Annotated in this window: 10 protein-coding genes; 3 read left to right on the top strand and 7 right to left on the bottom strand. The window is 51.9% G+C overall.

Translation table 11 applies throughout. The features are described from left to right. Nucleotides 1-9 precede the first annotated feature (9 nt). Nucleotides 10-750 (top strand): 4'-phosphopantetheinyl transferase family protein, encoded by a 741-nt coding sequence (locus KZZ10_RS00315; protein ID WP_259659499.1) that lies wholly within the window; start codon nucleotides 10-12, stop codon nucleotides 748-750. Here the strand turns inward: KZZ10_RS00315 and KZZ10_RS00310 are convergent. From KZZ10_RS00310 to KZZ10_RS00280, 7 genes are read right to left on the bottom strand one after another with little or no spacing between them, the layout of a single operon-like run. After that, a complete protein-coding gene (locus tag KZZ10_RS00310) occupies nucleotides 747-1,271 on the bottom strand; it encodes a carboxymuconolactone decarboxylase family protein (protein ID WP_259659498.1) in 525 nt (174 codons plus the stop codon). The two genes, KZZ10_RS00315 and KZZ10_RS00310, sit on opposite strands and share 4 nt — an antisense overlap. Nucleotides 1,272-1,295: 24 nt before the next feature. Continuing rightward, nucleotides 1,296-2,189: an NAD(P)-dependent oxidoreductase gene (locus tag KZZ10_RS00305; RefSeq protein ID WP_259659497.1), complete on the bottom strand. Its 894-nt coding sequence runs from the start codon at nucleotides 2,187-2,189 to the stop codon at nucleotides 1,296-1,298. A gap of 3 nt (nucleotides 2,190-2,192) precedes the next feature. After that, entirely contained in the window at nucleotides 2,193-5,360 is a 3,168-nt protein-coding gene (locus KZZ10_RS00300) for an efflux RND transporter permease subunit (protein WP_259659496.1), read from the bottom strand. A gap of 21 nt (nucleotides 5,361-5,381) precedes the next feature. Beyond that, entirely contained in the window at nucleotides 5,382-6,494 is a 1,113-nt protein-coding gene (locus KZZ10_RS00295; RefSeq protein WP_259659495.1) for an efflux RND transporter periplasmic adaptor subunit, read from the bottom strand. 8 nt (nucleotides 6,495-6,502) lie between these two features. Continuing rightward, nucleotides 6,503-8,089, bottom strand: a complete 1,587-nt coding sequence (locus tag KZZ10_RS00290) for an efflux transporter outer membrane subunit (protein WP_259659494.1) — start codon at nucleotides 8,087-8,089, stop codon at nucleotides 6,503-6,505. 43 nt (nucleotides 8,090-8,132) lie between these two features. After that, a complete protein-coding gene (locus tag KZZ10_RS00285; protein ID WP_259659493.1) occupies nucleotides 8,133-9,131 on the bottom strand; it encodes a Bug family tripartite tricarboxylate transporter substrate binding protein in 999 nt (332 codons plus the stop codon). A gap of 11 nt (nucleotides 9,132-9,142) precedes the next feature. Continuing rightward, nucleotides 9,143-10,066, bottom strand: coding sequence for an NAD(P)-dependent oxidoreductase (locus tag KZZ10_RS00280; RefSeq protein WP_259659492.1), 924 nt, complete (start codon nucleotides 10,064-10,066; stop codon nucleotides 9,143-9,145). A gap of 161 nt (nucleotides 10,067-10,227) precedes the next feature. Here KZZ10_RS00280 and KZZ10_RS00275 point away from each other — a divergent pair, with 161 nt between their 5' ends. Together KZZ10_RS00275 and leuC are read left to right on the top strand one after the other, a co-directional pair. After that, a complete protein-coding gene (locus tag KZZ10_RS00275; protein WP_259659491.1) occupies nucleotides 10,228-11,190 on the top strand; it encodes a cation diffusion facilitator family transporter in 963 nt (320 codons plus the stop codon). Nucleotides 11,191-11,199: 9 nt separating this feature from the next. Further along, on the top strand, nucleotides 11,200-12,603 hold the full coding sequence (gene leuC / locus KZZ10_RS00270; RefSeq protein WP_259659490.1) for a 3-isopropylmalate dehydratase large subunit: 1,404 nt from the start codon (nucleotides 11,200-11,202) through the stop codon (nucleotides 12,601-12,603). The last annotated feature ends 1 nt before the right edge of the window (nucleotide 12,604 follow it).

Here is a 12,604-nt window from a genome sequence, read left to right as displayed (position 1 = left end):
CAAGAACCTTTGACAACCCCCTTCGAAGGGGTCCTGATCTGGTACATTGCGCCCGAATCGGTTTCTGATCCAGAGCGATGTGCTGAGTTCCTCTCTTGGCTTTCACCACAAGAGCGCGCTGTTCATGATCGGTTTCGTTTTGATAGGCATCGCCACACGTACTTGGTGAGCCACGCCTTAATGCGAGGTGCCTTAAGCTTATTGGCAGACCGTGCGCCAGCGCAATGGCAGTTTGCAGTGAACGAATATGGCAAACCTCACATCGTAAATCTGCCTACTCAGATAGACCTACGTTTCAATCTCTCACACACCCAAGGACTGGCTGTCCTTGCCCTAGCCTTCAGTCGCGATCTTGGTGTTGACGTTGAGTATCTTGGACGTCAAGAGACCAACGCAGACATAGCAGAAAGATTTTTTGCGCCTGAAGAGGTGCTTGACTTCATTGCTCAGCCCGAACATCAAAAAAGCGCGCGCTTTCTTGAGTATTGGACACTCAAAGAGTCATACATCAAAGCAATAGGGATGGGACTGTCGTGCCCACTGGAGTCCTTTGCCTTTAGGCCAGGAACAGCCACACAGCCACCCGCGCTGATTCGTGTGGATGACCCAGACCTAGGTAAAAAAAACTGGGCCATCTGGCAAGCGCGCATTAAAGCGGAGCATCTAATCGCTCTATGCGTAGAGTCGGCCCCGGGGTCACACATCGAGCCCGAACTGAAGCACGCAGACTGGCTCTACCAGCAACGCTAACGTGGATCGTGAGAATGAATTTGCAAGGCCTCGAGAAAGCGTGAAACCATGTTGTAGGCACCAACGGTCGCCGTCAATTCAACAAGTAGGCGATCACTGAGTACCGCCTTCACACCAGAAAAAATTTCTGGTGACACATGTATGTCGCGTGTCATAGCGTCTGTATAAGCCAGCACAGCACGCTGTGTCGCATCAAACAAAACAGATTCTTGCCAGGATGCGAGATCGTTGAGCTGCGCTTGCGTCACGCCTTCTTTCAAGGCAATCGGTGCGTGCTGTTCGGCCTCGTAGGGTGCGCCGTTTAATATAGCGATACGCATGATTACTAATTCGCGCAGCGCGCCACTCAGCGTGCTTTGCTGACGAATCGCCGTAAGATAGTTCAACCAGCCACTTGCCACGGGCGGGCTGTGAAGAAGCATCTGGTATAGGTGTAGTACTCCGCCACGCTCTGCGACGATGCGCTCAACCAGCGGCTTGGCTTCAGGATTATTCAAGTCTGCATACGGTATTCTTGCCATGATTTACTTATCCTTGAGCTCTGATTATTTTTTATTGTAGTTACGCATGACAGCGGCATCGTCTAACTTGCCTAGTCCATCCCCACTGGCCTTGATGAATTGCAAGTACGCAGCGTGCGCCATCGATGCAGGAAACTTACCTTCACGTGCGCTATCAAGCACCAAACTCATATCTTTAACAAAGATATCCACTGCTGAAGTCACGGTATCAAAATCTTGTGTCACCATGCGCGGGCCACGATCACCGAGCATCCAGCTAGACGCCGCGCCACTCTTTAAGATCTCGAGCGACACATCCAAAGGCAAGCCACTCTGCTGTGCCATCGAAAGAGCCTCGGCGGCGGCAGCGATATGCACACCGCACAACAGCTGATTGATCACCTTCATCTGACTCCCCTTACCGTGCTCAGCACCAAGAGGAAAGATCTTTCCGCCAAAACTGGTGAGAACGGGATGAACACGCTCACAGATAACAGGATCGCCCGCCAGCATGACTGTTAGCGATCCCTTGAGTGCACCCGCTTGACCGCCACTGACTGGCGCATCCACCAGGTGAATTTTTTTCTGAGCCAACCGTGCAGCGAGATCATGAACATACTTGGGCGGCATGGTACTGCATGCAATAAAGACTGAGTCTGGGGCGAGCAGCGAGGCCAACCCGTCTTTACCAAACAAAACATCCTCAGTTTGTTTGTCATTCACTACAAAACTCACCACAACCTTGCAATGTGCGGCGAGCTCTTGGGGATCCTTCGCAGCTATACCCCCCACCGACTCCAACCATTTCAGCGACTCCGGATTAACGTCTCGTCCGTAGGTCTTGAAACCAGACTTTATTAAGTTCAACGCCACACCACGGCCCATGACACCTAGCCCGATTAAGCCCACCGCGTCACCTGCTTGAATCACTTTAGTCATCCTTTACTCCTTTGGCTGCTCTGTCACTGACTCCGATAGCGCCTGTTGCTCGCGCTTAGACTGGCGCTTCAGTGTCATATTTTGAATTTGAACAAAAAATACTGGAACCAGCGCCACCGCTAAACACGTCGAAGCGATCATGCCGCTGAACACGGTGATGCCGATCGAGACCCTCGCCGCAGCACCAGCGCCCGACGCGGTCAGCAATGGCACGACACCGAGAATGAAAGCGATCGAGGTCATGACAATCGGTCGGAACCGCTCGTGAGAGGCTTTGAGTGCGGCATCCATGGGGGACAAACCTTTTTTACACTCTTCCAGCGCAACCTCGACAATCAAAATCGCATTCTTGGAGGCCAGGGCAATCATTAACACCAGCCCGATCTGGACATAAATATTGTTCGGCAGACCAGTCGCGAAGAGTGCGATTACCGTACCAACCAAGGCTAGTGGTACAGCAAGAATGACGGATATTGGAGCAGACCAAGACTCATATTGACCGGCTAAAACGAGGTAGACAAGTAAGATGGATAGCGCAAATACCAGCGCCACCGTGTTGCCCACCAACTTCTCTTGGTAGGACATTGCCGTCCAGCGGTATGTCACGGACTCAGGCAAGTTGACTGCCGCGAGTTGCTCGAGCGCCGAAATCACTTGGCCTGAGCTATAGCCTGCCGCTGCCGCACCGAGCACCGCCGCAGTCGGGTAGATGTTGTATTGGGATGCAATCGCGGGGCCGGTTGTTTCGATAATATCGATAAAGGAACCTAGAGGAACCATGTTGCCGGACTTGTTTTTGACATAGATGCGGCTAATCTGATCCGCAGTCATGCGGCTTTTTCCATCAGCTTGCAAAAACACCTGATACGTCTGTCCGAACTTAAAGAATTGATTGACATAGGTAGAACCAACGGAGGCCTGAAGCGCATCGTAAGCATCACCTAGTGATACGCCAAGTGTCTCTGCTCGCGTTGCATTAAATGTCAATTTAAGCTGAGGAACGTTGTTGCGAAACGGAGTAAAGATTCCCTGGATTTCAGGCAGCTTGCGGGCAGCCTCAAGAAACTGCTCCGTTGCTGCTTCAAGCGTTTTGAAATTATTGCTACCGTCTGTCAGCAGTAGCTGCATCTGGAAGCCGCCAGACAGACCCAAACCAGGAATTGCCGGCGGCAACAATACCTGTGCCGTCACTTCCTGCACCGCCTTTATCGCCTGCGTCATCCCAATGTAAATAGACTTTAAGTCCTGTCCCTTGACCTTGCCTCGCTCCTCCCACGACTTCAAAATGACATACATCACACCGGTGTTGGACTGGGAGCTGTTATTGCTCAAGGCATTGACTCCGCCGATCGATACAACCCGATCCACACCTGGAACCTTTTCAAGCTGTTTAACCACCATGGCCATACCAGACTGTGTCCGCTCGAGCGCAGAAGCATCTGGCAACTGAACAGATACGATTAGATACCCTTGATCCTCGTTGGGAATGAAGCCAGTCGGCAGGCGAATCAAGCCAATAATTGCCCCGATAATCAGGAGCCCCCCGACCACAGAGGTCGTCTTGCGATGCGCCATCAGCACATGCATCAAACCGGCATACCAGCTCGATATCTTTTCGAAATAATAGTCAAACTTACTGAAGAACCAGTTCTTCTTGGCGTTCGGTGCCTTGGGAGTGATGAACTGAGCGGCTTGAGTCGGCTTGAGCGTCACCGCGTTGATTCCGCTGATCAGCGCCGTGGCAGCAATCACAAGTGCAAACTGACGGTACATCTGGCCCGTAATACCTGCGATAAAAGATGCCGGCAAAAACACCGCCATCAATACAAGCGTGATACCAATAATCGGACCTAAGAGCTCATTCATGGCATTGATCGCCCCCTGTCGAGGGGTCTGTCCATGTTCCACCTTTTTGGCAACGCCCTCAACCACAACGATCGCATCGTCCACCACAATACCGATACATAGAACAATTGCAAAAAGCGTCAACAAATTAATCGAGAAGCCCATTGCTGCCATGCAGGCAAATGCACCGATAATCGTCACAGGTACGGTTGTCGCTGGTACAAGCGTGGCACGCCAGTCTTGCAAGAAAAGCATAATCACTAACAGGACGAGAATCCCCGCTTCGAAAAGCGTGTGATAAACCTCAGTAATGGAAGCAGACACAAACATGGTTGTGTCAAACGGAATCTCCCACTTGATTTCTTTTGGAAAAGTCTTCGATACCCTTTCTAGCTCAGCTCTAACAGCCTTGGAGACATCGATCGCATTCGCAGACGGCTGCTGATAGATTGCGATTCCTCCAGCAGGCTTTTCGTCTAAGCGAAAAAACTGACTATAGTTCTGACTTCCCATTTCTACACGCGCAACATCCCGCAGGCGCGTGGTCTCGCCCTGTTCGTTCACTTTAAGCAAAATTTGTTCAAACTGCTCGGGTGTATCTAGCGCACTAGTGACATTGAGCGTTAGTTGAAAATCCTGACCCATCGGGACAGGAGGGGCACCTACTTGTCCCGCTGCAAGCATGACGTTTTGGCGACTAATCGCCGTCGACACATCAGTAGGTGAAAGACCCCGCATCGCCAGTTGGGCAGGATCTAACCAAATGCGCATACTGTAGTTGCCCACCCCAAAGACGTTCGCTGCCGCCACCCCCGGAATACGTGCCAAACGATTCTGCAGCTGGAGGTTTGCAAAGTTACTAAGGAACAACGCGTCATGTTCAGGATTGCTGGAGGTCAAAGTTACAAACTGCAAGATTGCAGTAGATTGCACCTTAGTGGTTACACCCTGCTTTTGAACCGCAGCAGGAAGTGCAGCCAACGCGATCGCCACGCGGTTCTGTACCGTCACCTGCGCCATGTTTGGATCAGTGCCCACCTGAAAGGTCACCGTCAGCGTGTAGCGACCGTCGTTAGTCGAGTCCGACTGCATGTAGAGCATATTCTCTACACCGTTTACCTGATTTTCGATATTGCTCGCGACTAAGCGTTGCACCAGCGATGCACTCGCACCGGGCCACATGGTTGTGACTTGAACCGTCGGTGGCGTCATCGGCGGGTATTGCGCAATCGGCAAAGAAAATATCGATACTGCGCCAATCAGCATCGTGATCAGAGCGATTACGTTACCGAGTACGGGGCGCTCGATGAAAAATTTAGAAAGCATGAAAAATCCAGTCTGATCGCACTAGCGAGAATGTGGCTGCAGCGTCGTCGTCTCTGCCGAAACGACTTGCCCAGGCTTGACATTTATAAAGCCGTTGACAATGATCGTGTCGCCGGCAGTCAAGCCACTCGTTACTTCGATCAAATGACTAAATCGTTGACCACGTTTGACGTTGCGTCGCTGTGCCTTGTTTGCTTCATCGACCACAAAAACATAGTCACCTTGCTGATCAGTCTGTATCGTCGCATTGGGAATAAGTATTGCGTCCCGGGGATCGCCGTAGTCCGCTTTCACTTTGGCATATAGGCCCGGCAATAACTTTACCTGCGTATTTGGAAGTTCCGCGCGCAGCTGCAATGATCCAGTTGAGGTATTGAGCAAATTCGCCGCGAAATCAAGCACACCAGAATGCGGGTATCCCTGCTCCCCTTGTAGCGCCACCGAGACTGGTAATTTATTGATCATGGACTTGCGCTGATCCGCGGTCCCAACGGAACTCGTGAACTTGAGCAAATCGCGCTCGTTAATAGAGAAATAGACATAGATTGGATTTATCTTCTGGATTGTCGCAAGCTTGACGCCTTGGGGGCTCGAGCCAAGATAGTTACCAATATCGATCAAATGGCGACCCATCAAACCATCAAAGGGTGCGCGTACTTCCGTGTATCCAAGGTTCAATTGCGCCAGTTTAAAGTTCGCCTCAGCCTGCAAATAGGCGGAGTTGGCTTTATCGACAGAGGCTTGGGAGGTCGCGTTATCTTTCAAAAGCGCCTTCTGACGATCGATTTCAATCTTAGCCTCTGCAAAAACGGCTTTCGTTAAATTCACTTGCTGTATGTACTGATCCTGCTCAATGACAAAGAGCAACTGATCCTTTTTGACGTAGGCACCATCCGCGAATTCAATCTTGGTTAAATAGCCTGGCACTCTGGCAACCAAGTCCACAGAAAGTAACGCAGATACGTTTCCATCAAACACCTCATAACTTCGAACGCTTTGCTGCACGGGCTTTGCAACCGTGACCTTCGCGGGCGCCGTCACTGGGGCTTGCGCGGGGGGTTTACAACCCACCAAAAAAAGACACGCGAGCATTGCCCCGCAACCAAGTACTGCAGCATGGAGTTTTCTGGTCATCGTCATCTTCATTTGATCGTCTCGCTAGACTTCACTAGTCTCAAGTCAGATGGGTCGTTGAGCGCAGTGCCCCAATCACTGCGCTCACGCATCGTCTGAACCATTTGTTCTGGTAATTGCGGCATGGACATATTGCCTGACCACCCGCCCCCTAGGGCCTTAAACGCAGCAACATAGCCCAGCAAATTATTCGTGGTTGTCTGCACCAAGCTGTTCTGTACGGCCAGTAACTGTTGCTGCGCGATGATTACTGTGTTGTAGTCGTTCTGGCCGGCCTTGTACCGATCAAGCGCGAGCGATGCGGCCTGCTGTGCAGCAGTCACAGACTTCTTAAGATCCTCTGCTGAGCTGCGGGTCGTCGATATAGAGATCAACGCGTCCTCCACTTCCTTCTGCGCCAGCAAAACCTGATTCTGATAGGTCAGCACACTTTGCTGAAAGACGGCGTCTTGCACACGGATTTGATCAATGATCGCGCCGCGATAAAAGAGTGGAAACATAAAGCTGCCAGAAATCGAGGTATTTCGGTTATCCCAGGAAAACAAACTCGTCTGCGTGGAATTGTTAAAGGTGGCGTTCTGAAATCCGAAGTAACCACTCAAGGAAAAACTTGGATAAAGGGCTGCCACATTCACACCGATCAGCGCTGACTGTGCTGCCGCTGCATACTCGGCCTGCAGCACATCAGGACGACGCCGCAACAAGTCTTTCGGGATACCGACCTCTAAGGCGCGGGGGGGCTTGATCGTCCCTTTCGTGTTTCCGAAATTCAACTCGTAATAGTTCGGTAACTCTCCTAACAACAAGCTCATTGCATATTGAGACTTTTTCAGCGAAGCAATGATGGCTGGAATATCTGCCTTGGTCTGTTCGTACTGTGACTGAGCCTGACTTAGATCGAGCAGGGACGTCGCGCCGTTTCTATACCGCGACTGCGCGATACGCAAGCTTTCGGCCTGTAGCGCTAAGTTGGTTGTTGCAACAACTTTGAGTGCTTCGTAATTGCGTATGCTGATATAAGTATTTGCCACCTCAGAGGCCAGAGAGGCGTCCGCGGCATAAAAAGCAGCCGCCGTTGCAATAAGCGAAGACGTTGCGCTCTCTATGCCTCGACGATACTTACCCCAAAAATCAATCTCCCAATTCGCTTGCACAATCAAACTTTGCGAATTTGAGTAGGGAGAGGCCCCTGTCGCTTGAGTCAAGGCTGAGGGTTGATTTGTACGCGCCCCACTGCCGCCAAGACCAACTGTCGGAAGCAAAGTGGCATCGGCCACGCCTAGCGACGCACGCGCCTGATAAATCCTAAGCGCGGCATTTTGCAGGGATAAGTTATCCTTTGCTGCTCGCGCTAAGAGAGTGGATAAGGTGGGGTCATTGAAGCCCATCCACCATTGCACGGGATTTAACAGTGTTCCGGGGTGCGTCGGAATCTCTTCAGTAAACTCAGACTTGGTAGGTTGGCTGAACTGTGTCTGCACCTTTGCGTCCGGTCGTGCGTAGTCCGGACCCACCATGCAACCCGACAGCGTCAACATTCCCATCCCTAAAAAGGTAAATAGAAATTTACCTTTTTTTTCAATGGAATACGACATTATTTTAGATAAATAGGTTAACTTTTTTAGATGCAAAATTAGCTCAATCAACCTTTGCGCCAGAGGCTTTTACGATCTCGGCCCATTTTTTTATATCCGCCTGATGCACTCTCGCGAAGGCCGCTGGACTCGGATCGACGGCAGGCGTGATGCCCTGAGTGTCAATTAACCAAGACTTGAACTCAGGCGTTGTCACGATCTTTAAAACAGCATCGCTCATTTTGTTCGCTACGTCAGTCGGAAGCTTTGCAGGGCCAAATAACCCATACCAAGTGCTGCTTTCAAAACCGGGGAGCTTACAAGCCTCAGCAACAGTCGGGACATCAGGAAGTGCCGCTAAACGCTGGGCACTTGTCACTGCCAACGCAATCGTACGCCCGCCCTTGACTGAGGCAATCGCAGGCGCACTCTGATTCAAAAACAGGTCTACGTCACCCGCCAACAGAGCGGACATGGCGGGTCCTTGACCACGATAAGGAACGTGCACAATATCGATCTTGGCTGCGTTCGCGAACTGTGCTGCGGACAAATGTGTTGAAGCACCATTGCCAGTTGATGAGTAATTAAAGGTGCCTGGCTTTGCACGAACAGCTGCGAGTAGGTCCGCGCAGGTTTTTATATCCGGATGTTTTTTAGGATTGATTAGTAAAACATTGGGCACATCGCCAAGCAATGCAATCCGAGTGAAATCACGCTCAACATCGAAACTTAACTTGCTGTAGAGAGCGGCATTGATCGCATGGGTACCCGCCGTTCCTAATAAATAGGTGTAGCCGTCCGGCGCTGAGCGCGCGACGAAGTCAGAACCAATATTTCCACCTGCACCTGTTTTGCTGTCGACCACAATCGATACATTCAGCGACTTCGTCAGTAAGTCACCCAGCTTTCGGGCATAAATATCTGTTCCTGCCCCGCCGGGGAACCCACCGATAATGGTGATTGCGCGGCTTGGCCACGCATCAGCTTGGGCAAAACCTGTCGCGGTGAATGCTGTGAGTGCAACGGCTGCAGCGACTTTAAATCTACGAATAATGTTGTTCATGTAAACCTCGTTTAACGAATGGTGCCTTGACCGGAAATCCGACGGCAGTGATTTAAGGAAGCCTCAATCAGGTTATCGCTCGCCTCAGGCGTGCGAAATGCCGAATGGGCAGATAGCGTAACGTTCTCAACCTTAGTAAACGCGTGGTCCTTGGGCAATGGTTCAACATCAAACACATCCAAACCAGCGTGACCAACCTTCCCCGACTTCAACCCCTCAAGCAAGGCAGTCTCATCGATCACAGCACCGCGAGCCGTATTGATCAGAATCACTCCATCCTGCATCTTTGCAATGCGCGCGCGAGAAACAAAGCCACGAGTTTCATCATTAAGGAGTAAGTGCAGCGAGATCACCCGACTGCGCGCTAACAAATCATCCAACTCCACGAATTTCACGCCCGGATGCGACTTTGGTGTCCTATTCCAGGCAAGCACCTCCATACCAGCGCCCAGCGCAAGGCGAGCCATCTCGGAGGCAATGCCTCCAAAACCGATCAAGCCAAGCGTTTTGCCTGTGAGCTGCACAGCATCGGTGCGAAGCCAGTTACCCGCACGCATGCCGCGATCCATGAGTGCAAAGCCTTTTGCACTGGCCCACATCAAGGCAAACGCGCACTCAGCCACCGCCGTATCTCCGTAGCCCTTGATGATGTGCACCTCGATCCCTATTTCGGCGAGTTCTTCTGGGTTCATGTAGGACCGTGCACCGGTTCCCAGAAATACGACATGCTTGAGTCCCTTGCATTGTTTAGCGATCGCCGTGGGGACCGACGTGTGATCCACAATTAGGATCTGAGCGTCACCCATGACGCCAGGAATTTCTTCTGGCTTGATATCAGCTTGTCGATTGATTAAGTAAGGGATGTCATCTGATCGGTGCAAGCGTTGCGCAACATCGGCCAACGAGGCGTTTGCATCAATAAACACAGCTTTCATTCGGTGAGTCCTCAGTCCAAAAAGCGACGATGCAGCGACGCATCAGGCAAAAGCCTAATCATACCGGACACAAACCCACCAAACAGAGGATTTTCCTTGTAAAACACGCTCAAATGCTACGATACGACTCTAGCGTTCACCGCACAAAAGTGCTTTACAAAATGAATCTGCCCGATTTGCAAGACGACAGTGAAGACTCCAGCGCCACACTGGAACAGCGCAGACGGGCCGCAAACAAAAGCACTTGGGTTAGCGTGGGCGTCAACACGGTCTTATCATTCACCCAGATCGTAGTCGGAATCTTCTCAAAGTCGCAGGGGCTCATCGCCGACGGCATTCACTCGCTGTCGGATCTAATCGGTGATTTTGTCGTGCTTTTTGCCAGCCATCACAGCCAGAAGGATGCAGATCAAGACCATCCCTATGGGCACCAGCGCTTTGAAACCGCCGCCTCAATGGTCTTGGGTGCACTGCTCATTGCCGTCGCAGTAGGCATGCTTTGGGCTGCCTTCGAAAAACTAAAGGACCCCGACTCCATTCCGACGGTGCACGCCTCAGCCTTGTGGGTCGTGGGTGGGGCACTCCTGACGAAAGAACTTTTGTTTCGCTACATGCTACGAATTGCAAAGCAAGTTAAATCGAGCATGCTGGTCGCAAACGCCTGGCATGCACGATCAGATGCTGCGTCCTCGCTGGTCGTCGCAATTGGAATTATTGGCAATCTTTTAGGACACCCGATTCTTGATCCTATTGCAGCCTTAGTTGTTGGCCTGATGATCGGAAAGATGGGTTGGGAGTTTGGCTCAACGGCTTTTCATGACTTAATGGATCGTTCGGTAGACGAACAAGAGGTTGTCGCCATTACCGCGACACTTCTCCAGACCCCTGGCGTTTTAGGTGTCCATGATGTACGCACACGAAAGATGGGCGATATGATCCTAGTCGACGCGCATATTGAAGTTGACGCCTACCTCACGGTCGAGGTCGGCCACGATATTGGCCTCGCTGCTCGTCAAGCTGTAATGCAAAGACACCGCGTACTCAATCTGATGACACATATTGATCCTGTGCCTTCAAAAACAGACGCCCATATTACGTCCACTAAAGGCCAAGTCGCCCTTTGATCAGCCACAATGCAAAACTCAACCCACAAGCCGCTATCACTGTTTGAGAAGATCTGGGCACGTCATGTCATCGTCGAGCGCGCGCCCGGCCCGTCACTCCTTTATATCGACCGGCACATCATCCACGAAGGATCCTTTCATGCCTTCGCACAGCTGAAAGAACGAGGTTTAAGCGTCAAAAACCCCAAGCAAATTTTTGGTGTGGCCGACCACTACGTACCAACGACCAGCCGAAGCCCGCAAGGGGCTGTTACCCAGGAGGTAACAGAAATGATTCTCAAGTTTGACGAGAATATGCGCTGGAGCCGTGCCAATTACTTCTCTCTTCAGGATCCACGCCAAGGCATCGTGCATGTCGTTGGGCCGGAGCAAGGTATATCCCTGCCGGGTTCAACCCTAACCTGCAGTGACAGCCATACCTCCACCCACGGTGCGTTTGGCGCCATCGCGTTCGGTGTTGGCCAGTCTGAAAGCTGCCATATCTTGACGACACAGTCACTTTGGCAAACCAAACCTCCTTGCACGCGAATCGAGCTACAGGGTACGCCCGCTCCGGGCGTCAGTGGCAAAGATATTATTCTTGCACTCATCGCCACCTTAGGCACTTCAGGTGCGACGGGCCAAGCGATTGAATATTGTGGCTCGGCGTTGCAAGCACTGACAATCGATGACCGTCTCACCATGTGCAATATGACCATTGAAGCCGGAGCGCGCTTTGGCATCATGGCGCCAAACGACACCATCTTCAACTACCTGCATGGACGCCCTTTCGCGCCGCAACACGCGCAGTGGGACGCCGCAGTCAACGACTGGCGAAAACTATACTCCGACGAAACCGCCCATTACGACCGCAGCCTTTCAATCGATGTCAGTGCGTTATCGCCCATGGTTACTTGGGGCACTAGCCCCGAGCAGGCGCTCCCAATCACAGACTGTGTACCGGATGTGCATCACGGAGACGCAAGCACAGTAGCCGCGATGCACTACATGGGTGTAACCCCTGGACAGCGTCTTGACCAAATCAAGATCGATCGGGTCTTCATCGGATCTTGCACCAATGCGCGGCTAAGCGACTTGCGCAATGCCGCAAACGTTCTCCGCGGCCGCAAATCCTCTGTCCCTGGAATGGTTGTTCCTGGCTCGATGGATGTCAAACGTCAAGCGGAGGCAGAAGGTTTAGACCGCGTTTTCATTGACGCAGGGCTTGAGTGGCGTGACGCAGGCTGTTCAATGTGCGTGGGTATCAACGGTGATCTCGCAAGGCCCGGAGAACGCGTTGCCTCTACCTCAAACCGCAATTTTGTCGGACGGCAAGGGCCAGGCGTGCGCACTCACCTTATGAGCCCTGCGATGGCAGCAGCTGCAGCCGTAACTGGCAGGCTGTCTGATGTCCGCCGCTTACCCAAGGAATAGC

Origin of the sequence: Zwartia hollandica, assembly GCF_019923725.1 — a bacterium.
In the GTDB taxonomy this organism is placed as follows: domain Bacteria; phylum Pseudomonadota; class Gammaproteobacteria; order Burkholderiales; family Burkholderiaceae_B; genus Zwartia; species Zwartia hollandica.
The sequence above is the reverse complement of the archived record's forward strand: the minus strand, read 5'-3'. Positions and strand labels throughout refer to the sequence as shown.

Bases quoted from the DNA above. Each gene is read 5' to 3' on its own strand.
- KZZ10_RS00290 (WP_259659494.1), bottom strand. From the start codon at position 8,089: ATGTCGTATTCCATTGAAAAAAAAGGTAAATTTCTATTTACCTTTTTA.
- KZZ10_RS00280 (WP_259659492.1), bottom strand. From the start codon at position 10,066: ATGAAAGCTGTGTTTATTGATGCAAACGCCTCGTTGGCCGATGTTGCG.
- KZZ10_RS00275 (WP_259659491.1), top strand. From the start codon at position 10,228: ATGAATCTGCCCGATTTGCAAGACGACAGTGAAGACTCCAGCGCCACA.
- KZZ10_RS00295 (WP_259659495.1), bottom strand. From the start codon at position 6,494: ATGACCAGAAAACTCCATGCTGCAGTACTTGGTTGCGGGGCAATGCTC.
- KZZ10_RS00305 (WP_259659497.1), bottom strand. From the start codon at position 2,189: ATGACTAAAGTGATTCAAGCAGGTGACGCGGTGGGCTTAATCGGGCTA.
- KZZ10_RS00310 (WP_259659498.1), bottom strand. From the start codon at position 1,271: ATGGCAAGAATACCGTATGCAGACTTGAATAATCCTGAAGCCAAGCCG.
- leuC (WP_259659490.1), top strand. From the start codon at position 11,200: ATGCAAAACTCAACCCACAAGCCGCTATCACTGTTTGAGAAGATCTGG.
- KZZ10_RS00285 (WP_259659493.1), bottom strand. From the start codon at position 9,131: ATGAACAACATTATTCGTAGATTTAAAGTCGCTGCAGCCGTTGCACTC.
- KZZ10_RS00300 (WP_259659496.1), bottom strand. From the start codon at position 5,360: ATGCTTTCTAAATTTTTCATCGAGCGCCCCGTACTCGGTAACGTAATC.